The organism is Streptomyces sp. NPDC048644, assembly GCF_043199105.1.
Lineage (GTDB): Bacteria > Actinomycetota > Actinomycetes > Streptomycetales > Streptomycetaceae > Streptomyces.
In genome coordinates, this window is the sequence record NZ_JBICVO010000002.1 from 260,748 (window position 1) to 287,490 (window position 26,743).

Annotated in this window: 25 protein-coding genes and 2 pseudogenes; 14 read left to right on the plus strand and 13 right to left on the minus strand. The window is 72.6% G+C overall.

Going from position 1 to position 26,743, the window contains the following annotated elements; genetic code table 11:
* Positions 1 to 211: 211 nt before the first annotated feature.
* The 5 genes from ACGFNI_RS05290 to ACGFNI_RS05310 all read left to right on the plus strand — a co-directional run bounded on the left by ACGFNI_RS05290 (position 212) and on the right by ACGFNI_RS05310 (position 4,167).
* Entirely contained in the window at positions 212 to 832 is a 621-nt protein-coding gene (locus tag ACGFNI_RS05290; RefSeq protein WP_393680766.1) for a carbonic anhydrase, read from the plus strand.
* An 81-nt stretch (positions 833 to 913) separates the two neighbouring features.
* Positions 914 to 1,384, plus strand: a complete 471-nt coding sequence (cynS, locus tag ACGFNI_RS05295; RefSeq protein ID WP_393680768.1) for a cyanase — start codon at positions 914 to 916, stop codon at positions 1,382 to 1,384.
* 93 nt (positions 1,385 to 1,477) lie between these two features.
* On the plus strand, positions 1,478 to 1,975 hold the full coding sequence (locus ACGFNI_RS05300; protein WP_393680770.1) for a nucleoside deaminase: 498 nt from the start codon (positions 1,478 to 1,480) through the stop codon (positions 1,973 to 1,975).
* Between the two features lie 490 nt (positions 1,976 to 2,465).
* Complete coding sequence (locus ACGFNI_RS05305) at positions 2,466 to 3,005, plus strand: transglycosylase SLT domain-containing protein (RefSeq protein ID WP_393680772.1); 540 nt, start codon at positions 2,466 to 2,468, stop codon at positions 3,003 to 3,005.
* Positions 3,006 to 3,048: 43 nt separating this feature from the next.
* Complete coding sequence (locus tag ACGFNI_RS05310) at positions 3,049 to 4,167, plus strand: LCP family protein (protein WP_393680773.1); 1,119 nt, start codon at positions 3,049 to 3,051, stop codon at positions 4,165 to 4,167.
* A 27-nt stretch (positions 4,168 to 4,194) separates the two neighbouring features.
* On the opposite strand, the gene ACGFNI_RS05315 is transcribed toward ACGFNI_RS05310, so the two are convergent.
* Positions 4,195 to 4,989, minus strand: a complete 795-nt coding sequence (locus ACGFNI_RS05315; protein WP_393680774.1) for an N-acetylmuramoyl-L-alanine amidase — start codon at positions 4,987 to 4,989, stop codon at positions 4,195 to 4,197.
* A gap of 209 nt (positions 4,990 to 5,198) precedes the next feature.
* Here ACGFNI_RS05315 and ACGFNI_RS05320 point away from each other — a divergent pair, with 209 nt between their 5' ends.
* The 3 genes from ACGFNI_RS05320 to ACGFNI_RS05330 all read left to right on the plus strand — a co-directional run bounded on the left by ACGFNI_RS05320 (position 5,199) and on the right by ACGFNI_RS05330 (position 9,616).
* On the plus strand, positions 5,199 to 5,702 hold the full coding sequence (locus ACGFNI_RS05320; protein ID WP_393680776.1) for a hypothetical protein: 504 nt from the start codon (positions 5,199 to 5,201) through the stop codon (positions 5,700 to 5,702).
* Between the two features lie 79 nt (positions 5,703 to 5,781).
* Entirely contained in the window at positions 5,782 to 6,975 is a 1,194-nt protein-coding gene (locus ACGFNI_RS05325) for an MFS transporter (protein WP_393680778.1), read from the plus strand.
* A 142-nt stretch (positions 6,976 to 7,117) separates the two neighbouring features.
* On the plus strand, positions 7,118 to 9,616 hold the full coding sequence (locus tag ACGFNI_RS05330; protein ID WP_393680780.1) for a SpoIIE family protein phosphatase: 2,499 nt from the start codon (positions 7,118 to 7,120) through the stop codon (positions 9,614 to 9,616).
* A 36-nt stretch (positions 9,617 to 9,652) separates the two neighbouring features.
* On the opposite strand, the gene ACGFNI_RS05335 is transcribed toward ACGFNI_RS05330, so the two are convergent.
* The 3 genes from ACGFNI_RS05335 to ACGFNI_RS05345 all read right to left on the minus strand — a co-directional run bounded on the left by ACGFNI_RS05335 (position 9,653) and on the right by ACGFNI_RS05345 (position 11,935).
* Positions 9,653 to 10,942: a mannosyltransferase family protein gene (locus ACGFNI_RS05335; protein WP_393680781.1), complete on the minus strand. Its 1,290-nt coding sequence runs from the start codon at positions 10,940 to 10,942 to the stop codon at positions 9,653 to 9,655.
* A gap of 62 nt (positions 10,943 to 11,004) precedes the next feature.
* Positions 11,005 to 11,445 carry a hypothetical protein gene (locus tag ACGFNI_RS05340; protein ID WP_393680783.1) on the minus strand — a complete coding sequence of 147 codons (441 nt, stop codon included), beginning with the start codon at positions 11,443 to 11,445 and terminating at the stop codon, positions 11,005 to 11,007.
* The gene (locus tag ACGFNI_RS05345; RefSeq protein ID WP_393681447.1) at positions 11,438 to 11,935 is read right to left on the minus strand and encodes a SigE family RNA polymerase sigma factor; all 498 of its coding nucleotides are present in this window, start codon (positions 11,933 to 11,935) and stop codon (positions 11,438 to 11,440) included. Before ACGFNI_RS05345 ends, ACGFNI_RS05340 begins: the two co-directional genes overlap by 8 nt.
* 410 nt (positions 11,936 to 12,345) lie before the next feature.
* Here ACGFNI_RS05345 and ACGFNI_RS05350 point away from each other — a divergent pair.
* The 3 genes and pseudogenes from ACGFNI_RS05350 to ACGFNI_RS05360 all read left to right on the plus strand — a co-directional run.
* Positions 12,346 to 12,923 (plus strand): annotated as a pseudogene (locus ACGFNI_RS05350) (aminoglycoside phosphotransferase family protein); the annotation flags it as partial.
* A 165-nt stretch (positions 12,924 to 13,088) separates the two neighbouring features.
* Positions 13,089 to 13,321, plus strand: a pseudogene (locus tag ACGFNI_RS05355) (aminoglycoside phosphotransferase family protein); the annotation flags it as partial.
* Positions 13,322 to 13,439: 118 nt separating this feature from the next.
* On the plus strand, positions 13,440 to 13,895 hold the full coding sequence (locus ACGFNI_RS05360) for a cyclic nucleotide-binding domain-containing protein (protein WP_393680784.1): 456 nt from the start codon (positions 13,440 to 13,442) through the stop codon (positions 13,893 to 13,895).
* A 23-nt stretch (positions 13,896 to 13,918) separates the two neighbouring features.
* Here ACGFNI_RS05360 and ACGFNI_RS05365 read toward each other — a convergent pair whose 3' ends face one another.
* A complete protein-coding gene (locus ACGFNI_RS05365) occupies positions 13,919 to 14,899 on the minus strand; it encodes an ArsR/SmtB family transcription factor (RefSeq protein WP_393680785.1) in 981 nt (326 codons plus the stop codon).
* A gap of 151 nt (positions 14,900 to 15,050) precedes the next feature.
* On the opposite strand from ACGFNI_RS05365, the gene ACGFNI_RS05370 reads away from it, so the two are divergent.
* Positions 15,051 to 16,370: an alpha/beta hydrolase gene (locus ACGFNI_RS05370; RefSeq protein WP_393680787.1), complete on the plus strand. Its 1,320-nt coding sequence runs from the start codon at positions 15,051 to 15,053 to the stop codon at positions 16,368 to 16,370.
* A 52-nt stretch (positions 16,371 to 16,422) separates the two neighbouring features.
* Here the strand turns inward: ACGFNI_RS05370 and ACGFNI_RS05375 are convergent, their stop codons facing one another.
* From ACGFNI_RS05375 to ACGFNI_RS05390, 4 genes are all read right to left on the minus strand, one after another.
* Positions 16,423 to 17,148: a Mut7-C RNAse domain-containing protein gene (locus tag ACGFNI_RS05375; protein ID WP_393680789.1), complete on the minus strand. Its 726-nt coding sequence runs from the start codon at positions 17,146 to 17,148 to the stop codon at positions 16,423 to 16,425.
* A 95-nt stretch (positions 17,149 to 17,243) separates the two neighbouring features.
* Positions 17,244 to 17,927, minus strand: coding sequence for a hypothetical protein (locus ACGFNI_RS05380; protein ID WP_393680791.1), 684 nt, complete (start codon positions 17,925 to 17,927; stop codon positions 17,244 to 17,246).
* 1 nt (position 17,928) lies between these two features.
* Entirely contained in the window at positions 17,929 to 18,522 is a 594-nt protein-coding gene (locus ACGFNI_RS05385) for a sigma-70 family RNA polymerase sigma factor (RefSeq protein WP_393680793.1), read from the minus strand.
* Positions 18,519 to 18,722 (minus strand): hypothetical protein, encoded by a 204-nt coding sequence (locus ACGFNI_RS05390; RefSeq protein ID WP_393680794.1) that lies wholly within the window; start codon positions 18,720 to 18,722, stop codon positions 18,519 to 18,521. The genes ACGFNI_RS05385 and ACGFNI_RS05390 overlap by 4 nt, the downstream gene beginning before the upstream one ends.
* Positions 18,723 to 19,243: 521 nt before the next feature.
* Between ACGFNI_RS05390 and ACGFNI_RS05395 the strand changes: the two genes are divergently transcribed.
* Positions 19,244 to 20,248, plus strand: coding sequence for a LacI family DNA-binding transcriptional regulator (locus ACGFNI_RS05395; RefSeq protein WP_393680796.1), 1,005 nt, complete (start codon positions 19,244 to 19,246; stop codon positions 20,246 to 20,248).
* Positions 20,249 to 20,283: 35 nt separating this feature from the next.
* Here ACGFNI_RS05395 and ACGFNI_RS05400 read toward each other — a convergent pair whose 3' ends face one another.
* The 4 genes from ACGFNI_RS05400 to ACGFNI_RS05415 all read right to left on the minus strand — a co-directional run bounded on the left by ACGFNI_RS05400 (position 20,284) and on the right by ACGFNI_RS05415 (position 25,890).
* Positions 20,284 to 21,744, minus strand: a complete 1,461-nt coding sequence (locus tag ACGFNI_RS05400) for a hypothetical protein (protein ID WP_393680798.1) — start codon at positions 21,742 to 21,744, stop codon at positions 20,284 to 20,286.
* Positions 21,745 to 21,754: 10 nt separating this feature from the next.
* Complete coding sequence (gene hypF, locus ACGFNI_RS05405; RefSeq protein WP_393680800.1) at positions 21,755 to 24,073, minus strand: carbamoyltransferase HypF; 2,319 nt, start codon at positions 24,071 to 24,073, stop codon at positions 21,755 to 21,757.
* On the minus strand, positions 24,073 to 25,083 hold the full coding sequence (hypE, locus tag ACGFNI_RS05410; protein ID WP_393680802.1) for a hydrogenase expression/formation protein HypE: 1,011 nt from the start codon (positions 25,081 to 25,083) through the stop codon (positions 24,073 to 24,075). Before hypE ends, hypF begins: the two co-directional genes overlap by 1 nt.
* 93 nt (positions 25,084 to 25,176) lie before the next feature.
* The gene (locus tag ACGFNI_RS05415; protein WP_393680803.1) at positions 25,177 to 25,890 is read right to left on the minus strand and encodes a hypothetical protein; all 714 of its coding nucleotides are present in this window, start codon (positions 25,888 to 25,890) and stop codon (positions 25,177 to 25,179) included.
* 263 nt (positions 25,891 to 26,153) lie between these two features.
* On the opposite strand from ACGFNI_RS05415, the gene ACGFNI_RS05420 reads away from it, so the two are divergent.
* On the plus strand, positions 26,154 to 26,738 hold the full coding sequence (locus ACGFNI_RS05420; RefSeq protein ID WP_393680805.1) for a cysteine hydrolase family protein: 585 nt from the start codon (positions 26,154 to 26,156) through the stop codon (positions 26,736 to 26,738).
* Positions 26,739 to 26,743: the final 5 nt, after the last annotated feature.

A 26,743-nucleotide genomic window follows, 5' to 3' on the forward strand; every position in this document is an offset into this window, starting at 1 on the left:
CAGCGGGCGGTGAACCAGGAACCGGACGTGCGGCTTCCGGCGCCGGGCAGGCCGGAGCCGACCGCACCGGACCTCGCCATAGATGCGATCAATAGGTGCGATGGCTATTACGTCTTGGACGCTATAGCCGCAGGTCGTGCAGGGTGGATTTCGTCAGCCGCTCGGGCCGACAACCACCGGACACCACCGGTGCGCACCGAAGGGAGTCACCGTGCACGACCTCGCAGCGGGCGTGAAGACCTTCCAGCAGGAGGTCTTCCCGGCCAAGGCCCCTCTGTTCGCCGGGCTCGCCGGCAGGCACCGGCCCACCACCTTGTTCATCAGCTGTTCCGACGCCCGTGTCGTACCGGAGCTGATCACGCACAGCGAGCCGGGAGAGCTGTTCGTCATCAGGACCGTGGGCAACCTCGTACCGGCCCATGCGCCGGGCGGGGACGGGGTGGCCTCCGGCATCGAGTACGCCGTGGAGGTGCTGGGGGTGACCGGCATCGTGGTGTGCGGGCACTCCGGCTGCGGCGCGATGACCGCACTCGCCGACGGCCACGAGATGACGGCGCTGCCGATGACCGCGGGCTGGCTGCGTCACGCGGAGGCCGCCCGGCCGGACACCGCACCCGAGGGCGCGGAGCCGGACGGCGACGCGGACCAAGTGGCCGCGTGGGTACGCCGGAACGTCATCGCCCAGCTCGCGAACCTGGCCACCCACCCTTCGGTGGCCCGTGCCCTGCGGCGGCACGCGGTCTCCCTGCACGGCTGGGTCTACGACATCGCCACCGGCACCGTCGAAGAACTCGACCCGGCGAGCGGCCGGCCGGAGCCCGTCGCACCCTGACCACGGCGCGGCTCCGCCCCCCCCGAACCCCCGGCCCGGCACCATGATCCGCCGGACCGGACACCCCGAAAGGAAACCGGCATGATCCACGCACAGTTCGACCCGACCGCCCGGCAGAACCTGGCCATCGCCGCCGTGGAGGCCAAGACCCGCAAGGACCTCTCCTGGCAGCAACTCGCCGACGCCGCGGGCCTGTCGGTCGCGTTCGTCACCGCCGCGGTGCTGGGCCAGCACGCCCTGCCCGCGCCCGCCGCCACCGCCGTCGCCGAGCTGCTCGGCCTGGACGAGGACGCGGCGATGCTGCTCGCGACCATCCCCACCCGCGGCTCGCTGCCCTCGGGCGTGCCGACCGACCCGACCATCTACCGCTTCCACGAGATGCTCCAGGTCTACGGCACCACCCTCAAGGCCCTGATCCACGAGCAGTTCGGCGACGGCATCATCAGCGCGATCAACTTCAAGCTCGACGTGAAGAAGGTCGCCGACCCGGAGGGCGGCGAGCGCGCGGTGATCACCCTCGACGGCAAGTACCTGCCGACCAAGCCGTTCTGATCGATGCGGGGCGGGCCGGGCGCCCTCCCGGCCCGCTCCCCCGCCGCCGGCCGCCACCGGTCGGCCCCCACGACCCGATCCCGGAGACTTCCCATGGACTTCGCCCAGCGCACCATCGACCTCGCCCGCCGCAACGTCGAAGAAGGTGGCCGCCCCTTCGCCACCGTCATCGTCAAGGACGGCAGGATCCTGGCCGAGAGCCCCAACCTCGTCGCCCAGACCCATGACCCCACCGCGCACGCGGAGATCCTCGCCATCCGCGAGGCGTGCCGGAGCCTGGGCACCGAGCACCTGACCGGCAGCACGATCTATGTCCTCGCCCACCCGTGCCCGATGTGCCTGGGCTCGCTGTACTACTGCAGCCCCGACGAGGTCGTCTTCCTCACCACCCGCGACGCCTACGAGCCGTACTACGTCGACGACCGCAAGTACTTCGAACTGGACACCTTCTACGGCGAGTTCGCCAAGGACCACACCGAGCGGCGGCTGCCGATGCGGCACGAGCCCCGTACGGCGGCCACCGACGTGTACCGGGCGTGGCACCGGCGCAACGGCGGCGAGCGCAGGGTCTCCGGCGCTCCCACCGCCTGATCCGCCGGGTGCGGGCCGGTCACCGGGGCGTCCCGGGGGCCGGCCCGCGCCTCGTTCGGCGGGCGGGTCGGCGAGCGGTGGCCCCGGGGGCGGCTGCCGGGTCCTTTCACGGCATGCGGAGGGCGACGAGGGAGCGACGCACGGCCACATTCCGGGGCTCCGGAGACGCTCGTCGGGGCCGTCGGCTGTGAGCCCGCCCATAGGTCGTCCGTCACGTACGGAGCGCGGTAGTAGACGGGGCGCGGACGGCGCCGGGGCCCACGGCGGGTGGATGTCCGTCATACGGCCTCCGCTACGTCATGGGGTAGTACGGGCGGGCATTGCCCGGATCCGTCCGGTTCGCTAACCATGGCTGACGTCCCGGGAAGCCGATCGCCGGACCCGGCGGGAATCACCCGCCGCTGCCGATCGGGCCCACCGCGTACAGCGCAAGACGCCGGCGCACGGAACCCGGGGCACGTCCCATCACCGAACGAAGAGGTACTGCTGCATGACCGCCACCACCCGCACCGCCACCAGCACGCGCTTCCGTAAGCTCGCCGTCACCGGCGTCGCCGCACTGGGTGCCGCAGCCGCCGCGCTCACCGTCGCGCCCTCCCCCGCGCACGCCGCCGAGCCGGCCTCGCACAGCGTCGCCGCCGCCACTGTCTCCGCCGCCGGCGTCAGCGCGCAGGCGGACTCCGCCGCCAAGGCCGGTCAGGGCTCCTCATCCGGCAGCCTGGACGGCTGGATCCAGCAGTCCCTCGACATCATGAAGGCCAAGGGCATCCCGGGCAGCTACGAGGGCCTGCACCGCAACATCATGCGCGAGTCCGGTGGCAACCCGCAGGCGGCCAACGACTGGGACGTCAACGCCCAGAACGGCACGCCTTCCAAGGGCCTGCTCCAGGTCATCCAGCCGACCTTCGACGCGTACCACGTCTCCGGCACCGCCAACGACCTGACCGACCCGGTCGCCAACATCACCGCGGCTGCCCAGTACGCCGCCGACAAGTACGGCTCCATCGACAACGTCGACTCGGCGTACTGAGCCTTCGCGCACCCAGTGACGCGTACGTAGAAACGGACTGCAGATGCCGCACGAGAGCGGGAGCGACACCCCGGAGCCTGCCGGCCACGTGCCGGCCGGCGACGGACCGCACACGAGGCGGCGCCCGCGGCGCAAGGCACTGCGGGTCACCGCCTGGGCCGCCTTGGGTGTCCTGGTCATCGGAGGGTCGGGTGCCGCCTGTCTCTGGGCGCACCTCGACGGCAACCTCCAGGGCGTCGACATCGACGCGGCACTCGGCAAGGACCGGCCCAGCGGGGCGCACAACGGCGCCATGAACATCCTCCTGCTGGGCTCCGACTCGCGGGCGGGCACGCACGGCGAGTACGGGAGCGGCGTCAGCGGCGCCAGGTCCGACACGACGATGGTCCTGCACGTCGACAAGTCCCACCACAAGGCGAGCGTCGTCAGCATTCCGCGGGACACGATGGTGGACCGTCCCCAGTGCCCGACCTCGCAGGGCGGCACCGCACCGGCCGCCCGGCAGGCGATGTTCAACGAGTCGTACCAGGTGGGCGGCCCCGGCTGCACCGTGAAGACGGTCGAGAAGATGTCCGGCGTCCGCATGGACCACTACCTGGAAGTCGACTTCACCGGCTTCAAGAAGATCATCGACGAGTTGGGCGGCGTGGACGTCACCACGCAGAAGGCCGTCAAGGACGCCAACAGCAAGCTCGACCTGACCGCCGGCACCCACCACCTCAAGGGCGAGCAGGCGCTGAGCCTGGTCCGCACCCGGCACGGCGTCGGCGACGGCAGCGACCTCGCACGCATCCAGCTCCAGCAGGCGTTCATCAAGGCGCTGACCCAACGGATCGACAGCATCGGCCTGTTCAGCAACCCGGCCGAGCTCTACGGCCTCGCGGACACGGCGACCCGGACGGTCAGGGCCGACTCAGGTCTGGCCTCCACCGGCAAGCTGCTGGGCCTGGCGAAGGACCTCAAGGGCATCGGCCCCGAGAACATGAACATGGTCACGATGCCGGTCACCTACGACCCGCAGAACCCGGACCGGGTGCTGCCGCTGGACAAGGCGTCGCAGCAGGTCTGGAAGGCGCTGCGGGCGGACCGGCCGATTCCGAAGTCGGCGGGCAAGAACTCGGTGGGCGACCAGGGCAACTCACCGGTGACCGCCGGGTCTTGATCCCCGGCGCCGGTCCTGCTCCGGCGCTCAGGCGGGGCGGCGGGCGGACGGCCTGCCCCGCCGCTGGAGGCGGGCGGCCCGGTCGCGGATCTGCGGCAGGTGTGCGTAGAGGGCCGCGCCTGGACAGGTCGTCACGAAGCCGTCGCGGTGTCCTGATATGGCGTGGAAGACGCAGCGGCTGCCCTTGGGGAACCTGCTGCGGTCGTTCGACGAGAACAGGACCGCCGTGCCGCGGGCGTCGACCCCGTACATGCCGAGTTTCCACGCGGCGATCCGGGCCACGGCGTTCAGCAGCGCCCCCGGCACCTCGGCGTCGCCCGCGTAGTTGCCGATGGCCGCGATGCCGACGGTGCCGATGTTGAAGCCCTCGGTGTGCGCGCCGACTTCGGGCCCTTCGATGCTGCCGGCTCGTCCCTCGTAGATCGTTCCGGTGCGGTCGACGAGGAAGTTGTAGCCGATGTCGTCCCAGTGGCGGCTCTCGACGTGGTCCTCGTAGACGGCCCGGATGAGGCCGGGGACGTCCCGCCGCGCGTAGTCGTTCACGTTGCCCGTGTGGTGGAGGAAGACGGCTTTCACCGCGTCGGCGTGCAGCGCGGCGTGCTCCCGTCGTACCGGTTCGGCTGCCTGCCACGCCGTGCGCGGCGTGATGGCGGGGCGGGCCGTGGCGAGCGGCGAGTCGGGCAGGCCCCCGGTGCGGTCCGGGTCCGTGCCCCGGCCGCCGGACGGCCCGGCCGAGGCACCGACGGCGAGAGCGGCGCCCGATGCGCCCACCACCACCGCCTTGCCCATGCCGCGCAGCAGCATGCGCCGGTCGATGACCATATCGAGAGCCTAGGGCGGCGGCACCGGGCCCGCATCCGCAGGTCACGGGGGTGCGGGGGCGCGGCGGGCCTCACCGGTCACGCCGGGCACGTGCGGCCCCTCGCGCCCGCCCAACTCAACGCCCCCATCCTTCCCATGACGGTCCATCACCTACGGATATGGGTATGACCTCCAGGAATCCAACTTTTTCGGGTCTCCCGGAGCCGCACATGATTCATTCCGAACCCCAGCCCGGCGACATAGGGCTCACCCAGATACCCGGCACGGCCGGCCGGTTGATCCGCATCGGCCAGTGGCTGAACGGCAACGGCTTCGCCGACTACCAGCACGCCTTCCTGGTGCTGCCCGACGGACAGCTCCTGGAAGCGGAACCGGGCGGGGCGCGCATCGCCCGGCTCGACTCGTACGCGGACACCGACGTGCTGTACGTCAGTCCGCCGGAATACTCGCCGCAGCACCGCGCGGACGTCTGTGCCGCGGCCCTGAAGTACGTGGGCGTGCCGTACAGCTTCCTCGACTACCTGGCGATCGCCACCCACCGCATCCACCTCAACGTCCCGGGGCTGCGCCGCTACGTCGCCGCCACCGGGCACATGATCTGCTCCCAACTCGTCGACCAGTGCTACCAGGACGCCGGGATGCATCTCTTCGACGACGGCCGCTGGCCCGGCTATGTGACGCCGCTGGCGCTGCACGAGCTGCTGACCGCCTGACCCGGTCCGCGGGCCCGGAGCCACCGGGTCCGCGGGCGGGCGCTCGACGGCGCGGAGCGTGGATCCTACTGTTGCGGCCATGATCAGTCGTAGAGGTCAGGGCCGGCGTCCGGGCTGTGCGGCAGCCGCCGCCGTGTTCGCCATCGGCATGGCGGGCACGACACTGCCCACCCCCTTGTACGGGCTCTACCGCGCCGAGCTGGGGTTTTCGGAACTGATGGTGACCGTGGTCTTCGCCGCGTACGCCGTCGGTGTCATCACCGTGCTGCTGCTCGCCGGCAATGTGTCGGACGAGGTGGGGAGGCGGCCGGTGCTGCTGTGCGCGCTGGGGCTTTCCGCGGCCAGTGCGCTGTGCTTCGTGTGCGAGGGCGGGCTGCCGCTGCTGCTGCTCGGCCGGGTGCTGTCCGGGTTCGCCGCGGGCCTGTTCAGCGGTGCGGCCACCGCCGCCGTGCTGGAGCTGGCCGGGCCAGGCCACCGAGCGCGGGCCGGTTTCGCCGCGACGGCGGCGAACATGGGCGGGCTCGGCTGCGGCCCGTTGCTCTCGGGGCTGCTGGCCCAGTACGCGCCGTGGCCGCTGACGCTGCCGTTCCTGGTGCATCTGGTGCTGCTGGGGGTGGCAGCGGTGCTGACCTGGCGGCTGGCGGAGACCGTGGAGGCGCCCCGGCGACCGCGGCGGCTGCGGCCCGAGGGGCTGCGGCTGCCGCCGGAGGTACGTGGGGTGTTCGCGCCGTCGGCGGTCGCCGCGTTCGCCGGATTCGCGCTGCTGGGGCTGTTCACCGCGGTGGCGCCGAGCTTCGTCGGCGAGACGCTGGGCGTGCGCAATCTGGCCGTCTCCGGCGCGGTCGTCTTCACGGTGTTCCTCGGGTCGACGGCGGGGCAGGCGCTGACCGGGCGGCTGGGGGTCCGCAGGGCGCTGCCCGCCGGATGCCTGGTGCTGGTGGCGGGGTTGTTGCTGGTGGCCACGTCGCTCGTGGTGCAGTCGCTTCCGGTGCTGGTCGCCGGGGCGGTGTGCGGCGGCATCGGCCAGGGCCTCGCCTTCCGCGCCGGACTGACCGCGGTGAGCGACGCCGCGCCGCCCGAACACCGGGGCGGCACCATCTCGGCGTTCTTCCTGGCCGCCTACCTGGGCATCTCGCTGCCGGTCGTCGGGGTCGGGGCGCTGTCCCTGAGCCTGGGGCTGCGCGGCGCGGGCCTGACCTTCGCGGGCTGCGTCATCGCCGTGGCGGTGTGCGTCGGCCTGTACGTGCTGCGGCGGCCACCGGCGGTGAGCTGAGAGCCGGGGTCCTGGCCTCGTGCCGTCCGGCGCTCCCGGTCCCGGGGTCCGGTCCGCGCGTAAGGTGCCGAACCGCGACAACGCCAGCAAAATAGGAAAACTAGACTGAAAGGCGAGCATTCCGCAGAGACGGGCAGCTGTGATGGTGAAGCTCCAGGCGAACGGCGACGCCGGACAGGAGAGGCCACTCGCCCTGGCCGACGCCGCCGTCCTGCTGCTCGACGCGCGCGGGCTGATCCAGAGCTGGTCCCCCGGGGCCGCACGGCTGCTCGGCCGCGAGGCCGCCGGCGTCCTGGGTACGGACATCAGCGAGCTGCTCGCCCCGGACGACGCGGCCCGGGTACCGGCGCTGGCGGCGGAGTGCCGGGCGCACGGCGGCTGGCGTGGGCTGCTGTCGGCGCTGCGTCCTGACGGCAGCCCGCTCGGCGTCGACGTGCAGCTGGCGCCGGTCACCGACGGCGGCGGGCGGGCCCACTGGCTGGTCCTGGCGGGCGAGGCGCCGCCCGCAGCGGCGTGGACGATGACCCGTGCCGTCCTGGAGCGGATCGTGGACAGGTCGCCCGTGGGCATGGCCGTCGTCGACACCGACCTGCGGTGCGTGTGGTCCAACTCCGCGCTGGAGCGCTTCGGCGGCGGGAGCCCGCAGGGGCGGATCGGGCGCCGGCTGGGCGAGATCCAGCCCGGTCTCGACACCGAGGCCCTGGAGGCGCGGATGCGGCAGGTCCTGGAGAGCGGGGTGCCGCAGCTCGACTACGAGCACGTCGGGCGGCCCCGTTCGGACCCGCACGAGGAGCGCGCGTACTCGATGTCGTTCGTCCGCCTCGACGACGCCGACGGGCAGGCCATCGGCGTCTGTTACACGGTCATCGACATCACCGAGCGCTACCGGTCCCGGCAGCGGCTGACGCTGCTCGACCGGGCCGGGCGGTACATCGGCCGCACCCTGGACGTCCTGCGGACCGCACAGGACCTGGCGGACGTGGCGGTCCCGCACCTCGCCGACTTCGTCGCCGTCGACCTGCTGGACGCGGTGACCAGCGGCGGGGAGCCGCCCGGCGGGCCGCCCGGCGACGGGGACACGGTGGTGCTGCGGCGCGCCGGGCAGCGGTCGCTGCGGGAGGGTGTTCCGGAGGCGGTGGCGGGGACCGGGGATCCGGTCACCTACCGCGCCGGGTCGCCGCCGGTCCGCGCGCTGGCGGACGGCCGGTCCTGGCGGACCGAGCGGCTGGATCCGCAGGGCCCCGACTGGGCCGTCGGCGGCCTCGCGAGCCGGCACGCCAGGTTCCGTGAACTCGGGCTGCACACCGCGATGGTGGTGCCGATCCGCGTCGGACAGGTGACGATGGGGGTGGCCACCTTCTTCCGCGGCCGGCAGGACGTGCCGTTCGGCGAGGACGATCTCCGGCTCGCGGAGGAATTCGTCGCCCGCGCGGCCGTCTGCATGGACAACGCCCGCCGCTACACCCGGGAGCGCGGGGCGGCCCTGGCCCTCCAGCAGAGCCTGCTGCCGCGCGGCCTGCCCCCGCAGGAGGCCGTCGACGTCGCCACCTCCTACCGGCCCGCCGACGAACTGGCCGACGCGGGCGGTGACTGGTTCGACGTCATCGCGCTGTCCGGCGCCCGGGTCGCGCTGGTGGTCGGCGACGTATCGGGCCACGGCCTCGACGCCGTCGTCACCATGGGCAGGCTGCGCACCGCCGTACGGACCCTCGCCGCCCTGGACCTGCGGCCCGACGAACTCCTCGCCCACCTGGACGACTTGGTGGGCAGGGTGTCCGAGGGCGAGATGGTGACGCACCGGCCGGGCAACGAATCCGATGCGCTGGGCTCCAGCTGCCTGTTCACGATCTACGATCCGGTCGGCCGCTGCTGCACCATGGCCAGCGCGGGGCACCCGCCGCCCGCCGTGGTCACCCCCGACGGCACCGCCGCCTTCGCCGACCTGCCCGTCGGGCCGCGCCTCGGCATCGGCGGACTCCCTTTCGAGACGGTCGAGTTCCCGGTGGACGAGGGCAGCGTCCTCGCGCTCTACACGGACGGGCTGCTCGCCGGGAGCGCACCCGGCGGGAGCGACGAGGTCGGCGCGCGGCAGCTGCGCAGGGCGCTCGAAGCGCCGGGCCTCTCGCTTTCCGCGCTGTGCGAGAGCGTCATCGGCAGTGTGGTGTCCGCCCGGCCCTTCGACGACGTCACGCTGCTGCTGGCCGGTACCCGGGGGCTGGCCGCGGACCGCTGGGCCTCGTTCGAGCTGCCCGCCGATCCTTCGGTCGTCGCCCGTGCGCGCGGGGCCGCCGCCGGGCAGCTGGCGGCCTGGGGCCTGGAGCACCTGGTCTTCACCACCGAGCTGGTGGTCAGCGAACTGGTCACCAACGCGATCCGGTACGGGTCGGCGCCGATCCGGCTGCGGCTGATCCTGGAGCACACCCTGATCTGCGAGGTCTGGGACGGCAACAGCACCTCGCCCTATCTGCGGCATCCCCGTACGACCGACGAGGGCGGCCGTGGGCTGTTCCTGATCTCGCAGTTCACCCACCGCTGGGGCACCCGTTACACCACCGACGGCAAGATCATCTGGGCGGAGCAGGTGCTGGGGCAGGACGAGGAGTCCGGTCCCGATGGCCTGCCGGATGAGGTCGCCGCGTAGCGGGCGCCGTCCGGCAGGCCACCGGCCGGCCCGTCGTCACCCGGCCCAGCGGCCGGTCAGGAAGGTCAGGGCGACGGCGGTCGTCAGGGGTGCTGCCAGGCTCAGGTAGACGGTCTTGATCCGCGGGTTGCGCAGGCTCCAGGCGGCCAGACCGATCCACAGGGGCCACCACAGGAGGGTGGCGCGGGGGATGGACGTGTACCAGTAGGAGGTGCCGAGCGCCCACAGGCTGAGGCCGGTGTAGAGGGCTTCGGGCCACCGGCGGCGCCTGATCAGCAGGCCGGTCAGCAGCAGCCCGGCGGCCATGGCCAGGAGTTCGGCCTGGAACATCGCGGCGTACCCGGTGCTCTGGGTGTGGTCGAAGGCCGCCTGCCAGGTGTGCTGCCATGCCTCCCAGGGGGTGTGGAAGTCCCGGAACCAGCCGCGTTCCTGCGCGCTCTTCCAGGCCATCCAGTCGCCGGTGTGCGCCTGGAGGTACCAGCTGTAGAGGAAGGCGGGCAGGGCGGGCAGCGCCAGCCAGGGCAGCGCGCGGAGGTCGCGGTGGCTGCGGAAGGTGAGTACGTACTGCAGGACGAGGGCGGCGGCGAGGAAGCCGCCGCTGATGCGGACGGTGGTGGCCAGGGCGGTCAGGGTGGCCGCCAGGCGCCAGTTGCCGCGCTGGGCGGTGAGCCAGGCGGGCAGGGCGAAGGCGAGGAAGAGGGCCTCGGTGTATCCGGCGGCGAGGAAGATCGCGCAGGGCGAGAGCAGGAAGAACAGCACGGTGCGTCGTCCCGCGCCCGCTTCGGGCAGGTACAGCCTGGCGATCCTGGCCAGCGCCACGACGGCCACCGCACCGGCGGCGAAGGAGATCAGCAGGCCGGCCGCGGCCCAGGACGGGACGACGACGTGGACGGCGCGGAGCAGCATCGGGAAGCCGGGGAAGAACGCCTCCCGGTTGTCCCAGCCTGCCTGCCAGGGCCCCGCGTGCCCGGGGAAGTAGCCGTCGCGCGCGATGTGCAGGAAGTGGCCCCAGTCCCACCGTTCGAAGGGCGAGAGGACGGAGGCGGCGGTGCGGGTGGCGCGGTCGCTGGGGAAGAGCCACCTGGCGCAGTAGGCGGTGACGGCCACGCCGATGCGGCTCAGGAGGTAGAGCCACAGCACCTCGCGGTCGGCGGGGGTGAGGCGGGCGGTGAGGCGGGACATGCGGTGGCCGGGGGATGCGGTCCCGGTGGGGCGGGGGCCGGTTGCGGTGCTCTCCCCTGGCGATGCCGGGGGGTGTTCCGGTGCGGCGGTCCGTGGCGCGGGCACCGGTGCTTTCTCGCGCAACCGGTGGGATATAGCGGGCATTTCACATTCTCCTGGGCGTGCCGGATCGCCCGGCGGCGGGCGGGTCGCGGAACGGTGGGGGGTCAGGTCGGCGGCGCGGTGGTGCGCGCGGGAAGCGTGGGCGGTGTCGTGTCCCGGGAAGCCTCTCCGGTGGTGTACGGGGGGTCGGAAGCGGTGGGTGTCCCGGTGGGGGCTCCTGTCGTGCTCGGGCTCCAGCTCGTGCCCGGGAGCGGGGCACCGGTCGGCGGGGCGCTGTCGGTCGGTACGGGTGCCGGGGGCCTGGAGGGAGCGGGAGTGGTGGCGGGCAGGACCGGCGGCGGGTTACCGGGCAGCAGCGTGGCCGCGGCTGCGCCGCCGCCCGCGAGAACCAGGCAGGCCACGGCGGCGAGCACGGCCAGCCGGTGCCGGCGCGCGCGCCTGCCGCGTTCGCCGATGACCGAGACGGCTGCCGGGCGGGCGTGGGACTGCCCGGCGGCGGCGGCGTCCCGGAACAGGGACCTCAGCGGGTCGTGGGACTCAGGCACCGTGCTCCTCCTCCGTACGCGGATCCTGGAGGCGGTGGGAGAGCGCGGTCCGCCCCCGGACCAGATGTGTCTTGACGGTGCTGGCGGAGAGTCCGGTCTCGCCGGCGATCTGCTCGACGGTGAGGTCGCAGACGTAGTGCAGGGTCATCGTGCGGCGCTGCTTGGCCGGCAGTTCGCGCAGCGCGGCGACCAGCGCCACCTGCTCGGGCCCCGGCCCCTCGGTATGGGGCGGGGCGCCACTGCGCTGCCAGGCGTCGGCCGTACGGCGCCGCAGCCGCCAGCGGCTCACCGCCAGCCGCCAGGCGACCGTGCGGACCCACGCCTCGGGCCGGCCGTCCCGGTTTAGCTGCCTGCGCCGGCTCCAGCCCTTCACGAACGCCTCCTGCACGACGTCCTGCGCCTCGTGCAGGTCGCCGAGCATCACGTACAACTGCCCCGTGAGCCGCGCGACCGCCTGGGCGTAGAACTCTTCGAACTCCTCGACGGTCAACAGCCACTCCCGGATCTCTCGCTTCACTCCTCATACGCCCGGCACGGGGCATCCGGTCGACACCGGACGCGAGAAACCGGCGTGACGGTCCTCACGGAACCGACTCCGGCCTGCACGCGTCAGGGCGCCGGGCCCCGCCCGCTCCCCCGCCCGTCTCCGTACCGGTCCCGGCGGGGCGCCGGGTGGCACTCCGGCCCGGGAAAAGCGGCGGACGGCTCCGGGGGCACGGTGGTAGGGATGGCCGCATGCGACATGAGATTCCCGAGACGGTGGACCGGGGACGATACCGGGACGCGGTGACACCGTGGGAGCGGGCGGACTGGCGGGCGGACGCGCACGGGCTGCGCGAGCGGGGGCCGCGGGCGGTGCGGGTGCGGCCGTGGTCCGTGCTGGTGCGGATGTCCGTCGCGGTGGACCGCGCCGTGTGGTTCAAGGCCGGTCCGCCGGCCGGCGCCTTCGAGGCGGGCCTGACCGCCGCGCTGGCCCGCTGGGTTCCCGGGCACGTCCTGGAGCCGCTCGCCGTCGACGCCGGGCGCGGCTGGTCGCTGCTCCCCGACGGCGGCACGCTCTTCCGCGAGGTGCTCCGGCGCGGCGGATCCGGCCCGCGCGCCTGGGAAGCGCCGCTCGGGCAGTACGCCGAGATGCAGCGCGCTCTGGTCCCGTACACCGAGGAGATCCGGAACGCTCGGCGTGCCCGGTGCCCCGACGGTAGCGCTGCCCGATGGCTTCGACCGGCTCGTCGCGGCGAACACCGCGCTGGGTCCGGCCGGCCGCGCGGCACTGCGTGCGCAGCGGCCCCGGCTCGTCGGCTGGTGCACGGAGCTGGCGGGCGCCGGGATCCCCGACGCGCTCGACCACGCCGATCTGCACGACGGCCAGCTCTTCGCTTCGCGTCCCGGCCGTTTCACCTTCTTCGACTGGGGCGACGCCGCGGTGTCCCACCCCTTCTGCAGCCTGCTGGTTCCTGTTCTCGCGGCCCGCGAGCGCTAGGTCCTCTCGTTCGGGTCAGGCCGGATCAGGGAGCAGGGGCCGGTGCGTGCAGCTGCAAGGCGGAGGAGGGAGTCACTGCGGAGCATTGGCGACCGACGACAACGCGGCAGATGTGCGTGCCGGCCCCCGCGAGCCCGGCCTGACCCGAACGAGAGGACCTAGCGGGCCCGAGGTGCTGCCGCGGCTGCGGGACGCGTATCTGGAGCCGTGGACGGGGGCAGGGCTCACGGCGGCGGAGCTGCGGCGGGCGGCGCGGGGGTGGCGTGCCGGCTCGGCGCGATCGGCCGGGCCCGTTCCTGGGGCCGGCTCTTCCCTTGTGCGTCCGGCACGAGCCGTCCTGGCGACGCGGAGAGCGCCCGCTCGCTGCGTGAACTCTTCGCCGCTCCGCTGCTCTGACCGGGCCCCGCCTCCTCAAGGTGCCCCTAGGGCCCGGCACGGTTTCAATGGAAGGAGGACGTCCGCACGCCCGCGCGGCCCGGCGTGGGCGATTGCCCCGGGGAGGAGGTCACCGGCCATGACCCTCGCGACCCGACTGCTGACCGCGCTGCCGCAGGACCACCGTGACCGCCTGATGACGCTGGCCCGCGAGGCCCTGTTCGAGCAGGACACCCGGATCTTCGAGGAGCGGGGCATCGCCGACCGGTTCTGGGTGCTGCGCTCGGGGTCGGTCTCGTTGGACCTGAAGGTGCCGGGCCGCCGCCGCGTCACCGTGGCCACGCTGGGGCCCGGCGATCTGCTCGGCTGGTCCTGGCTGTTCCCGCCGCACGAATGGGACTTCGGCGCCGAGGCGTTCAGCCCGGTCCGCGCCTACGAATTCGACGCGGACGCGGTGCGGGCGCTGTGCGAGGAGGAGCCGGCCCTCGGCTTCGCGCTGGTCCGCCTGATCACCGAAATCCTCGCGCACCGCCTGGAGGCGACCCGCGCCAAGCTGATCGAGCAGTGCGCGGTGCATCACGGCGTGACGCCGTAGCGGCCGGTCGGCAGACGGGGCGGCTACCGGCCGGTGCTCCGCGCCGTGCCGTCCCTGACCAGCAGGCTGCCGAGCGCGGTGCGCCGGTGCAGCACCGAGCGCCCGGCGCGGACCGTGCTGATCAGGCCGGCGCCGCGCAGTGCGGTGGCGTGGGCCGACGCGGTGGCGTTGCTGACGCGCAGCCGCCGGGCGAGGCCGCCGGTGCTGTGCTCGTCCGCGAGCAGCAGCAGGATGTCGGCGCGGGTCCGCCCGAGCACCCCGGCCAGCGCCCCGTCCGCGCCACCCGCCCCCGTGAGCGGCAGCGGCAGTCCTGGACCTGCCGGGTACGTGAGGACCGGCGGGCTGCCCGGCAGGTCGGAGACGAGGGGGTGGCCCCGCCAGTGGAAGGTGGGCATCAGCACCAGGCCGCGGCCCGCCGGCGTGACGTCGCGGTCGGGCCCGTCGAATTCCCACACGCCGGCGTGCAGCCGGGCGCCGGGCAGCAGTTCGGCGACGGCGGCCTCGATGCCGTGCTCGGCGACTGCCAGGGCGTGGCGGGTGAATTCCGTGTGGTGCAGGTCCTGGACCTGCGGCCAGACGGGCCGCACCGCCGTCTCGAAGGCCGCGTGCTGGGCACGGCGGAGCAGCTGGAAGGCGCCGTGGTCGCCCCGGTGCAGGTCGCGGATCCAGAGCGGCGGCGGGGCCGGTCGCGCGGCGTGGACCCGTTCGATCTCGGCGCGTATCCAGGCCGGGTCGGCGGCTCTGACGGAGTCGAGGCCGTCGCCGAGACGGTCGTCGAAGATGTCGAAGAAGGCGGGCGCCTCCTGCCCAGGTACCAGGTCCCGCAGCGGCAGGACGGCGGCAGGCAGGGATCTGAGCAGCCGCCGGCGCCAGCGCCCGAAGAGCAGTTCGTCGTCGCGGCTGACCATCATCGCGAGGGCGACGTTCAACTCCTGCAACGGGGCCGGGCGGGGCGCGAACCTGACCCGCGCGACATCGGCCGCCGTGACGTGGACCCGGATCACTACTCCCCCTCATCGCGCTGCGCCATCGTTTCGGCCAGACCCTGAATCCTCGCTCGGGCCACCGGCTCGGCACCAGCATGCAGGTCGAGCCCCTGCACTCCCATGAGGGGCCGCCGGAAGCAGCACACCGCTCACGCGTCGGAGGAGAACCATGCGGAACACAGCGCGCGACAGCAGGGGACGGCAGGGCCGGGAGGCGGCGCCTGAGCGAGGGGCACGGGGCGGTGGGGTGGGCCGCCGTACGGTCGCCGCGTCGGCGGTCGCAGCCGCGGCGTTGCTGGCCACGGGCGGTGCGGACGGTGCGCGGGCGGATGCCGCCGGCCGTGGCGCCCGGCGGGCGCCGGCAGTCGGCGGCCTGGTCCTGCGGCTGCCCGCGCCCACCGGGCCGCACCCGGTCGGGTCCGTCGCGCTGCACCTCGTCGACCGCTCCCGGCGCGACCCGTGGGAGGACGGCATCAGCGTCCGCGAGCTGATGGTGACGGTCTGCTACCCGGCCCGTACCGTCCACGGCCGCCCGCGCGCACCGCAGTTGACCGCGGACGCCGCCCCGTGGTTCGCGCGGGTCGACACCGCCGTGCACCCGGAGCTGCCCAGGAGCGGGGTGGACTGGGCGGCGACTCTGACGCACGCGCACCCGGGCACGCCCGCGCAGACGGTGCGGCGGCCGGTCCTGCTGTACAGCCCCGGGGGCGGCGATCCGCGCACGGTCGGCACCGGGGTCGCCGAGGAACTGGCGAGCCACGGGTACGTGGTGGTCACCGTCGACCACCCCGGGGACGCCAGTGAGGTCGATTTCCCCTCCGGGACGGCGGAGCGGGACAAGGTCCGCCCGACCGTGTTCCGGGGCGATCCCCGGTCGGATCCGCGGCAGTTCCGCACCGCGATCGACACCCGGATCACGGACCTCCGGTTCGTCATCGACCAGCTCGGACTCCTGGCGGCTGGACGGAATCCGGACGCGGACAGCCGCACGCTGCCAACGGGTCTGGGGCGTGCACTGGACCTGCGGCGGGTGGGCGGTTACGGGCATTCGGCCGGTGGCACCGCGGTTGCCGAGGCGCTGTACGAGGACCGCAGGATCGGCGCCGCGGTCAACCTGGAGGGCTTCCTCGACCATCCGCCGCAGGCGCCGGGCGAGGAAGGCGAGCTGTTCCCCGTCGCCCGGCACGGGGTGGACCGCCCGTTGCTGCTGCTCGGGTCCGAGAGGTTCGCCGGCCGGGCGCAGCTGGCACGTTCCTGGTCGGCGATGCTCTCCCGGCCGGGAGGCCGCACCGAACGGGGACTGATCGGCAACGCCGCGCACTGGGTCTTCACCGACTACGCCGCCGTCGCGCCCCAACTCCAGGCCGCCGGGCTGATGTCCGCGGCCCGGCGGACCGCGCTGGTCGGCGCGCTCCCGCCGCGGGAATCGGTGCCCGCGGTCCGCCGGCACGTGCGGACGTTCTTCGACCGGCACCTGCCCCCGTGCTAGGGCGCTCCGCGACGCCGCGGAGACCCGTCAGAAGCGCCCTGAGGTACCGGCCTCAGCGGGCGCCGTACCGCAGCGCTTCCTCGACGATCGCCTCCAGCCGGCTGTGGTGGGCGCCCCGCCAGTAGACGCGTCCGCAGGCCGTGCACCGGGCGAAGACGTCGTATGTGCGCCGGGTGCCGCCCTGGAGTTGCTCCGCGACCGTGTCCTTGTCGGCGTCCGTGAGCGGGCCGTTGCAGGCGGTGCAGCGGGTCCAGGGGGCGAGTTCGGGCGCGAACCGGCCGATTACGTCCCGGAGTTGGTCATCGGGGCGGTCGCTGTAGACGTACGCGCCGGCCCACAGCTCCCGCCGCTGGAGCAGCCCGCGGTCCCGGGAGAGCAGGACCCGGCGCTGCCGGGCCGACTGCTTCGCGAGTGCGGCGTCGCCCGGGTCCTCGTTGGTGTAAGCGGCATCCACGCCGAGCAGCCGCAACCGCCGGGCGAGGGTGCCGAGATGGACGTCGAGCAGGAAGCGCAGCGGGGCGCCGGGGATCCGCTGCGGCCTGGCGACGGCCTGCACCGTGACGCTCTCACCGTCCTGCGGCACGTGCGAGACGGGTACCTCCGCGCCGTCCACGAGCAGCCGTCCGACTTCCGTGAGGGGTACGCCGAGCGACTCGACGACATGGCCGAGCGTGGACGATCCGTCGGTCGTCACGAGGGTGCGGTCGGCGCTGCGGCCCGCCGCGAGGAAGAGGTGCAGTGCGGGGGCGAAGCTGAAGGGGATGTCGGGTCCTTTCACGGGCCCAGCATGCCATCGGCCCGGCCGCCGCAGCGCGGAGATTTCCGCTGGTGGGGAGCCGGCGGAGAGGGGGCGGGGCCGTTCCCCGCCCCGCGTCACAGCGCGTCGGCCAGCTCTCCGATCCGGTCGGCCAGGCAGGGGTCGGGATGCGGGACGCGGCCGAATTCGTCGTCCACGTCCACGGTCAGGTGGCGGACGGCGGCGCGCAGGGCCGGACTGGGGTGCCGTCGGTGTCCGCGTGCGCGGGGTGCGGCCCCCCGGGTGAGGGGCGCGGCGGCGCCGCCCGCGAGGTCGGCGGCCTGGCCCGCCCAGTGCTCGGCGTCGCGCAGTTCCCCGCGGTACAGGTGGAGCAGGTGCAGGCAGTGCGCGGCGGTGGGGTTGCCCGCGCCCGCGGCGAACTGCCACCAGAACTGGGCGCCTTCGGTGCAGCCTGCCAGGTTGAGCAGGCAGGCGAAGTGCAGCGCGCCGTCCGGGTCGATGCGGCGGCTGTTGGCGAGCTTGGCGAGGAGTTCCGCGGCGTCGCTGCCGTGCAGGGCGTGCGCGGACAGCGCGCGGAGGTCGCTGCCCGCCTGGTCGTGGACGGTGGGGAAGGCGCCGGCGGCGAGGGCAGGCGCGCGGCGTGCGATGCCTGCGGCGCGGGCCGCGGCGCTGTCGAAGATGAGCGTGTCGGCGACGTCGTGGGCCATCCGGCGTCTGGAGGCGGCGAGGTCGTAGTCGGCGAACGCGTCGGGTATCACGGCGTCTTCCAGTGTTTCGTGGATGCTGCGCGAGGGCCGCATGTCACTCCTTGTCGTCGTCGGCGGCCATGGACTGCGGAAGGCCGAGTTTCTTGGCGATGCGCCGCCTGGCCAGCCGCCGGTGGGAGCGGACGGTGTCGCGCTTGACGCCCATGATCCGGGCGACGCGGTCGGACGGGTAGCCGAGTACGTGCAGCAGCACGATCACGTCGTACTGCCGCTCGGGCAGCGAGGCGATGGCGGTGTAGAGGCCGAGTGAGGTCTCCATCACCTCGAACTGGCAGCGCACCGATTCGAGTGCGGCGCGTGCGGTGCGCTGGAAGGCCGCGGTCTCCACCATCCGGGAGGACTTTCCGGCGAGCCGCAGGTGGGTGTCGACGCGGGCCTTGAGCAGCGCCCAGGCGTACGCCTCGGGGCTTTCGCCGCGGATCACCTGTGCCCAGTTCAGGGCGAGGTGGGAGAAGCAGCGGCGGACGACGGCGATGGCCGCTTCCTTGTCGCCGAGCATCGTGTAGGCGTAGTTGAGGTACGCCTTGACGTACAGGTCGTGGAAGGCTTCGAGGGCGGTGGGCAAGGTGTACTGCACCTCGGCGAGGTGGTCGCCGCAGTCGTCGCGCGGCGGCAGGTCGGGATTCACGGCGATACCTCCTCGTCCCAGGCGGCGGGGGTGCGGGCCTCGTACTGCGGCGCGGCGGTCCGGTGGTCCTCCACCAGGGCCGCCGCCCCGACGCGCACCCCCGCACGCAGCAGTCGCCGCGTCAGGTGGCGCATGTCAGGGGCGAAGACGCGCACCGCGGTGATCAGTGCCAGTGAGGCGAGGGCATCATTGAGCGTCACGTTTCTGTCCTCCTTCCGGCGGACGGCGCTGCCGCGTCTGCGGTGGGCGCCGGAGGACGTGCTGTCCTCAACGGGCAGGATTTCGGAAGGAGATGGGCAAACGTGCAACGCAGCCCGAAAGAAAAATACGGAAAGCGATCATCCTGTTACGCAGATGTGCGACCGCCCGCCACCCCGGACGGCGCGGCGGATAATCGCCGAGCCCGCGCCGGGCCGCCACCCTGGCCAGCGCGAACACTCTCAACTCGACTACAGGCAGGGGAACTTGACTCACCCCTCGGCACCCGGACGGTGCGGCCCGGCACGCCGGTCGGAATGTGGCGCACCTCACAGTCTCTCGCCGCATATTTCGCACGGGCCACGTCCGACATCACGTCGGCATCTCGCGCCAACCCCCTCCCGTTCGGGGTTCGGCACCGCCGGCCGCTTGATCTCACTTTGCGCACCCCCCTCCCGCGCCCCGCGATTGTGCGATAGAAGAGATCGTTGAACGCGGCACCACCCACCAAAAAGATCCCGGAATGACTACAGTTGACCCCTTTCGCGCCACCACGGCGACCGACGTCGCACGTGTCGCCGGCGTATCCCAGTCGACGGTCTCCCTCGTTCTGAACGGCAAGTCGGCGGGCCGCATCAGCGAGCGGACCGCCCGGAGGGTCACCGAAACCGCGCGCCGGCTCGGCTACCGCATCAACCAGTCCGCCCGCCACCTGCGTCTCGGCACCAGCGGAACGGTTCTGCTCGTGGTGCCCACGCTGACCAACAGCGCCTTCGCCGCCGTCCACGCGGGCGCGGCCCGGGTGGGCGCGGGGCACGGCCTTGGCGTGGTGGTCTTCCCGCTCGGCGCCGAGGACGGCGCCAGCCCGTTCTCCGCCCCGCAGCAGGCACTCGACGGCGTCATCGCCTGCTCGCTGTCCGCCGACAACGTCGGCGACCTCAGCGCCGGTGTGCCGCTCGTCGTCCTGGACGACGCACCGGTGACCGGCACTCCCACCGTCACCATGGACGTCGGCACCGGCATGGCCACGGCGGTGTCCCGGCTGCTGGCGCTCGGCCATCGGCGGATCGCCCACATACGGGCCGACCGGCACGCGTGGACCTTCCGCAGGCGCGCCGAGGTCTTCGACCGGAGCATGCGGGCCGCCCCGCAGGCCGCGGCACTGCGGGTGCCCAGTGCGCTGCCGCCTGCCGAGGTGCGTAAGCGGGTGCTCCCGGTACTCGCCGCCGCGGACCGTCCCACCGCGATGATCTGCGACGACGACAACATGGCGACGGGTGTCTACGCCGCGGCGGCGAGCCTCGGCCTGACCGTCGGCGCGGACCTGTCGGTGATCGGCTTCAACGACGCGCCGTCCACCCCGCCGACCACGCCGCCCCTGACCAGCGTGCGCCTTCCCCTGGAGGAGCTGGGCGGGCAGGGCATGCGCGCCCTGGTGGAACTGCGCGGCGGCCGGATGCCGGAGGGCGTGTCACTGCCGGTCACGTTCCGGCAGCGGGAGTCCATCGGCCCGGCGCCGCGCGGCTGACCGCACCGGGACGGACCGCTTCCGGGGGCCTCCCCTCAGACCCAGCCGTGGATGACGCTCGCGGCCTCGTCGAAGCCGATGCGCTCGGTGGGCTGCTGGTCCTTGGGGATGTACGAGTGGGAGAACAGGTCGTGGACACCGCTCGCCCCCACCGACAGGACGTCGTGGAGCGGCGTGCGCAACACCGCGGCCAGGTAGCTCTCGTCGACCCCGCCGCCGCGGATGACGTCGGCGGCGTAGAGCGTGGTGAGTGCGGATCCGGCGCGTGCGAAGAAGACCGGGGTGCCGGCGATCATGCCGCTGATGTCGGCGCCCGCCATCAGGCGGGCCTCGTCCGGGAACCCGTGGTCGTCGAAGAGCGCCGACCAGCCCTGCCGGAGGCGGCTGGTGTAGACGAGCGAGCCGGGGCCGACCAGGGGCTTGATGCCGGCGAAGAGCAGCAGGCTCACCCACAGCGCGACGGACGGGATGATCTCCTCGCGGGCCAGGGCCTCGCGGACGGCGTCCCGGGTCAGCTCGATGCCCAGATGCGCGAAGCGGGGGTCGGCGGGGACCAGGGACCTCCCCCGGACGTAGAGGCGCAGCAGCCCGGGGCGGTGCGGGTGGGTGCGCCAGAAGAAGTGGGTGCCCTTGCCCGCCGCCTCGTCCCAGGCGACGACGACGCCCCGGAAGGCGTCCAGGACGTGGCCGCGCAGCGTCGGCTCGAACAGCGCGTCGGCCAGGGCGCTCTCGCCCGCCAGCAGCTCGATGAGGGATTCCCGTGCCACGTCCTCGGCGTTGGCGTACAGCAGGTGCGGGACGCGGTCGCGCAGCGGCGGGGCGAAGAGCCGCGGCCAGGTGCCGTGCACGGCGACCGCGAGCTGGTCGCGGTGGGCGCGGGTGTGGGTGTGGTCGAGCCCGTTCAGGAGGTCCTGGTACTCCTGGAGGAAGTCCTGGTCGGCCGGGGTGTGGGCGGACCAGCGCTTGAGGGCGCGCTGCCGTTCCACGAAGTCGAAGGGGCGGGCAGGTACGTGGTACATGACGTCCCGGTGCTCCTTCGCCGCGAAGTACGGGACGTCCCGGCCGCGGAACCGGAAGCCGCCGCGCATGTAGTGGTTGCCGGGGCCGACGTTGCTGCACGAGAGGGTGACGATCGGCGCCCCCTGGCGGCCGTCCAGGAGGCGGGAGGCGTTGGCGATGATGTTGGTGCCCAGCAGCAGCGGGTGGTTGAGGAGCTGGTGGTGGTCGACGATGTTCACCGCGCGCAACTGCTGTGCGGTGACGGTGGCGCCGTGCCCCCGGGGGCCGAAGGCGCGTGCCAGGACCCGCCGGGTGGCGCGGGCGACCAGTTCCTGGCGCGCGGTGTGCTCCGGGGCGGCCGGGGCGGTGGGGTGCAGGGTGCCGGCGTACTCCCCCAGCGGCCTGCCGTCCTCGAAGTAGGGCGCCATGTCGGGCACGTACTTCCGGATCTGCCCGACGACGGAGTCCAGCAACTCCCGTACCCGTTGTGCGTCCATGACCGCCTCGTCAGCTCGCCGTCTCCTGCGCCGTGGCCAGCGCCGCGGCGACCATCGCCTGTCCCACCGACAGGCCGCCGTCGTTGGTGGGGATCCGCCGGTGGGTGTGCACCCGCAGACCGGCGGTGGTCAGCTCCGCTTCCGTACGCACCAGCAGATGCTGGTTGAGGAACACCCCGCCGCTGAGGGCGACATCGCGCAGCCCGTGGGTGCGCGCCAGCCGCAGACAGACCTCGACCACGGCGTGCACCACACTCTCATGGAAGGCCCGGCTCAACTCGGCCGTGGTGGCGCGGTGTTCCAGGATTCCGTCGAGCAGCGCGGCCAGCCACGGACGGTGGTCGACCACCAGACAACCCTCGTCCTCGGTCAGCCTCAGCGGCCAGGGTGCGGCCGGGGTGTGGTCCCAGGCGATCTGCGCCTCCAGTTCGATGGCGGCCTGGCCTTCGTAGCCGGACTCCTCGCAGACGCCGAGCAGCGCGGAGTACGCGTCGAAGAGACGGCCCATGCTGGAGGTCTGCGGGGCGTTGATGCCGCGGGTGGTCATCTTCATCAGGACGCCGACCTCGAAGGGGTCTCGGTGCCGCAGCAGGTCGAGCGGGAGGGAGGCGGCGTCCTGGCCGAAGTGCTGGGTGAGCAGCGCGATCGCCACGCGGGCCGGTTCGCGGACGGCCTTGTCGCCGCCGGGCAGGCGGAAGCGGGCCAGGTGTCCGGCGCGTTCGAAGCCGCGGTAGTCGCCGACGAGGAATTCGCCGCCCCAGATGGTGCCGTCCGTGCCGTAGCCGGTGCCGTCGAAGATCACGCCGATGACCGGGCGGTCGAGGCCGTTGTCGGCCATGCAGGAGGCCATGTGGGCGTGGTGGTGCTGGACGGCGACCGGTTCCATGTCCCGGCAGGAGCGGGCGTAGCGGGTGGAGTGGAAGTCGGGGTGCAGGTCGTGGGCGACGTAGCGCGGGGTCACCCCGAACACGCCGCGCAGATGATCGATGGTCTCCGCGAAGAACCGCTGGTTGCCGGTGGTCTTGAGGTCGCCGATGTGCTGGCCGACGTAGAGGGAGGTGCCGGAGCCGACGCAGACGGTGTTCTTCAGCTCGCCGCCGACGGCGAGTACCGGCGGGATCGCGAACGGGGCGGGCACCGGGTCGGGGACGTAGCCGCGGGCCCGGCGCAGAAAGGTCACCTTGGGCTCGCCGGGGCTGTGCACGATGCGGGCGATGGAGTCGTCGATCCGCAGGTGGATCGCGCGGTTGTGCACCAGGAAGTGGTCGGCAAGTCCCTGGAGGGTGTCCAGGGCCTCGTCCTCGGTGCGTGCCATCGGCTCGTCGGGGGCGTTGCCGCTGGTGGCGATGAGGACGCCGGACGTGCCGGCCAGCAGGAGGTGCTGGAGCGGGGTGGTCGGCAGCATGAAGCCAAGCGTCGGGGAGCCGGGGGCGATCTGCGGGGACAGGCCGCTGCCGGCTCGGGCGCGGAGCAGGACGATGGGGCGTCCCGGGGATTCCAGCAGCCGGGTCTCGTGGGCGTCGAGGTGTGCGTAGCGGGCGACGGTCTCGCTGCCGGCGGCCAGCAGGGCGAAGGGTTTGGCGCTGCGTTCCTTGCGGGCGCGGAGTGCGGCGACGGCGTCGGCGTGGTGCGGGTCGGCCATCAACTGGTAGCCGCCGAGCGCCTTGACCGCGAGGATGTGGCCGCCGCGCAGCAGTGCGGCGGCGGCGTCGACGGGGTCGGGCGCGGGGTGTTCGGCGCCGTCGGGCGCGAGCAGCCGCACCCGCGGGCCGCAGTCCCAGCAGGCGTTGGGCTGGGCGTGGAAGCGGCGGTCGGCGGCCGATTCGTACTCCTCGCGGCAGGCGGGGCACATGACGAAGTCGGCCATGGTGGTCTGCGGGCGGTCGTAGGGCACCGCGGTGATGATGCTGTAACGGGGGCCGCAGTTGGTGCAGTTGATGAGCGGGTAGCGGTGGCGGCGGTCGCCGGGGTCGAAGAGTTCGGCGACGCAGTCGGTGCAGACGTAGCTGTCGGGGGTGATCAGGACGCCGGCCCCGCCGTCGGAGCGGCTGCGGCGGATGGCGAAGGTGGTCGTCCAGTCCCGCACCGCTTCCTCGGCGACGACCTCGCAGGTGTCGATGCGGGCGAGTCCCGGCAGCCGCTCGCGCAGGTCGCGGCCGAAGGCGTCGGCCGCGGCACGCGGGCCCTCAACGCAGAGGGTGACGCCGCGGGCGTCGTTGAGCACCCAGCCGCCCAGCAGGTGCTGGGTGGCCAGGCGGTGGACGAACGGCCGGAAGCCGACGCCCTGGACGAAGCCGGTGACGCGCAGGGTGCGGCGGACCGCGTCCATCAGCAGAGCCTGGGCAGCTGGGCGCCGTAGAGCAGTTCCACGGTGGCCTCGCGGCCGTCGGCGCCGGTCATCCGCACCACTCCCTGCGGTCCTTCGACGACGCTCCCGACGACGGCGGCGGCGGCACAGGTGCCGTGCGCGTGCAGGGCGTTGAGTGCGGCCTCGGTCCGGTCGGGCGCGACGACCAGGCAGAGGTTGCCCTCGTTGGCGAGGTACATGACGTCGACACCCAGCATGTCGGCGGCCATCGCGGTCTCAGGACGCACCGGCAGCGCCTGCTGGGTGAGGCCGATCGCCACGCCGGACGCCTGGGCGAACTCGTTGACGACGGTGCCCAGGCCGCCGCGGGTCACGTCCCTGATGCACCGGACGCCGTCGCCGCAGGCGTCCAGGACGTCCGCGATGACGTGGTTGAGCACCGCGCAGTCGCTGAACACCCGCTGCTCGAAGCCCAGGCCCTCGCGCAGCGAGAGGATGTGGATGCTGTGATCGCCCAGGTAGCCCGTCACGATGATCTGGTCGCCGGTGCGCAGCGCGCGGCTGGAGAGCCCCGTGGCGCGCTCCAGCACGCCGATGCCGGTGGTGTTGAGAAAGATCCCGTCGGCCTCGCCGCGCCGTACGACCTTGGTGTCGCCCGCGACGATGCGTACACCGGCCGCCTCCGCGGTGTCCCTGACGGAGTGCAGGATCCGCCGGAAGTCCGCCAGCGCGAAGCCTTCCTCCAGGACGACGGCGAGGGTGAGGTAGAGCGGCCTGGCACCGCTGACCGCGAGGTCGTTGACGGTGCCGGCGACGGCGATCTTCCCGATGTCGCCGTTGCCGAAGAACACCGGATCGACCACGAACGAGTCGGTGGTCATGGCGATCCGGCGACCGGGCAGTTCCAGCAGCGCACTGTCCTCCATCTCACCGATGTAGGTATCGCCGAGGATCGAGGCGATGGTGCCCGAGATGAGCTCCTGGCTCATCCCGCCACCGGCTCCGTGGTCCAGGACAACTGTCTTCGTCACGCGCCAGCCTTTCGTGGGGGAACGCGAAGACCGTGGGAGAGGGCGGAAGTCCGTGGGTGGCCACGGAAGTCCGCGGGAAGCCGCCGGGACCGGTCAGGCAGCCGTGGCACCGGGGCTGCGGAGCGTCTTCTCCAGGAGGGCGTCCCACCACACCCGCATGATCTCGATGGCGTCCATGGCGCCCTTGCGGACCTCGGCCATGTCGATCGGGTCGCCGTCCCCGTCGGCGGCGTCGGGGCCGAGGTCGACGAAGGCGGCGAGGCCGTCCTTGTGGCCCTGTTCGATGCCGTCCTCCAGGTGGATGTCGTGGAAGCGCTTGATCAGGCTCCCGTCGTAGGTGAAGCCGCGGCGGTCGCAGATCTCCTTGCAGATCTCGTAGAAGACCTCGTGCTCGAAGATGGCCGCGGTCTCGGTGGCGTACAGCGAGCCGAGGGCGCGCGAGGGGTCGGGGGCGCACAGCGCGTCGACGTCGGCGAGGAAGCGGGTGGTGGGCGCGAACTCCACCCGTTCGTCCATGTCGGTACCGGCTTCCAGCATGCCCTTCTTGTACATCGGGGCGTGGCCGTCCTCCTCGTCGACATTGCGCTGGAGTTCCGTCGAAACTCCTTTGTCGGCCAGCTTCTTGGTGCAGTCGACGGCCTTCTGAAGGAGGGTCTTGTTCGCGAAGGAGAACTGATAGTGCTCCCTCACCAGCCACTCCAGTGACTCCGTGCCGACCTGCGGAAGATCCTTCAGCAGCTGCTCCTTCACCGCATTGGTGAAGGCGTCGTTCCTCTCGTCGATCTGCACGGAAAGGCGCTCGGTCATGGCGTGCCTCTTTTCTCGTACGGTGTCGAAGGGGCAACTGTCAACGGAGCTTTTTCGCCCCGGCAGTCCGGCCACCGCGTGGCAGATTAGTCATACGCATGACGCACCGACAAGAGGAGCGTCAGATGTCAACTCCTGGCCGTATCAAGACTGTCCTGAACCAGCCATTGATCCACCATTGCCGCGCATCATGCGTATGACTACGCTCGTGCCGTCCGAGGTCACGTCTCGGCACACCCCAACTCCCGATCCAGGGACGACGCATGCCTCGATACGCGATTCTGACCAACGATCTCCAGCGCGATCTGGTCGACAAGAACGAGCAGCGCAAGGCCAATGTGGGCCTGATGACACCGGCGTTCCGGGAATTCCTCGCACAGATGCGGGAACAGAGCGTCACGGTGATCCACCTTCAATTGATCTACGACGAGGGCGACAAGAAGATCGAACTCCACGACGGCCGTATTCCGGTGCTGCGCGGCACGCCGGGCGCCGCATTGCTTCCGGAGTTCGTCGAGCCGTCCGACATCGTCATGGAGAAGAAGAAGGACAGCGGCTTCTTCGAGACCGGTCTCCATGATTTTCTCCAGGAACACGACATCGACACCGTGATCATCACGGGCATGCAGGCGCAGGTGTGCATCCAGACGACGGCGGCCGACGCGCATTTCCGCGGCTACAACGTCGTGGTGCCCACCGACGGTGTCGTCTCCACACGCGACGCGGACCGCGACCGCGCGCTGGAATGGCTGGCTTCCTACTGCGCCGTGGTGACGCCCATGGCCGACATCGTGCGCCGCATCAAGGAGAACGAACGCTTCGACTTCACCGTCCAGGCGCTCCCTTAGGGGAT

Bases quoted from the DNA above. Each gene is read 5' to 3' on its own strand.
- ACGFNI_RS05395 (WP_393680796.1), top strand. From the start codon at position 19,244: ATGACTACAGTTGACCCCTTTCGCGCCACCACGGCGACCGACGTCGCA.
- cynS (WP_393680768.1), top strand. From the start codon at position 914: ATGATCCACGCACAGTTCGACCCGACCGCCCGGCAGAACCTGGCCATC.
- ACGFNI_RS05300 (WP_393680770.1), top strand. From the start codon at position 1,478: ATGGACTTCGCCCAGCGCACCATCGACCTCGCCCGCCGCAACGTCGAA.
- ACGFNI_RS05315 (WP_393680774.1), bottom strand. From the start codon at position 4,989: ATGGTCATCGACCGGCGCATGCTGCTGCGCGGCATGGGCAAGGCGGTG.
- ACGFNI_RS05420 (WP_393680805.1), top strand. From the start codon at position 26,154: ATGCCTCGATACGCGATTCTGACCAACGATCTCCAGCGCGATCTGGTC.
- hypF (WP_393680800.1), bottom strand. From the start codon at position 24,073: ATGGACGCGGTCCGCCGCACCCTGCGCGTCACCGGCTTCGTCCAGGGC.
- ACGFNI_RS05330 (WP_393680780.1), top strand. From the start codon at position 7,118: ATGGTGAAGCTCCAGGCGAACGGCGACGCCGGACAGGAGAGGCCACTC.
- ACGFNI_RS05370 (WP_393680787.1), top strand. From the start codon at position 15,051: ATGCGGAACACAGCGCGCGACAGCAGGGGACGGCAGGGCCGGGAGGCG.
- ACGFNI_RS05380 (WP_393680791.1), bottom strand. From the start codon at position 17,927: ATGCGGCCCTCGCGCAGCATCCACGAAACACTGGAAGACGCCGTGATA.
- ACGFNI_RS05305 (WP_393680772.1), top strand. From the start codon at position 2,466: ATGACCGCCACCACCCGCACCGCCACCAGCACGCGCTTCCGTAAGCTC.
- ACGFNI_RS05335 (WP_393680781.1), bottom strand. From the start codon at position 10,942: ATGCCCGCTATATCCCACCGGTTGCGCGAGAAAGCACCGGTGCCCGCG.
- ACGFNI_RS05325 (WP_393680778.1), top strand. From the start codon at position 5,782: ATGATCAGTCGTAGAGGTCAGGGCCGGCGTCCGGGCTGTGCGGCAGCC.
- ACGFNI_RS05320 (WP_393680776.1), top strand. From the start codon at position 5,199: ATGATTCATTCCGAACCCCAGCCCGGCGACATAGGGCTCACCCAGATA.
- ACGFNI_RS05400 (WP_393680798.1), bottom strand. From the start codon at position 21,744: ATGGACGCACAACGGGTACGGGAGTTGCTGGACTCCGTCGTCGGGCAG.
- ACGFNI_RS05310 (WP_393680773.1), top strand. From the start codon at position 3,049: ATGCCGCACGAGAGCGGGAGCGACACCCCGGAGCCTGCCGGCCACGTG.
- ACGFNI_RS05415 (WP_393680803.1), bottom strand. From the start codon at position 25,890: ATGACCGAGCGCCTTTCCGTGCAGATCGACGAGAGGAACGACGCCTTC.
- ACGFNI_RS05360 (WP_393680784.1), top strand. From the start codon at position 13,440: ATGACCCTCGCGACCCGACTGCTGACCGCGCTGCCGCAGGACCACCGT.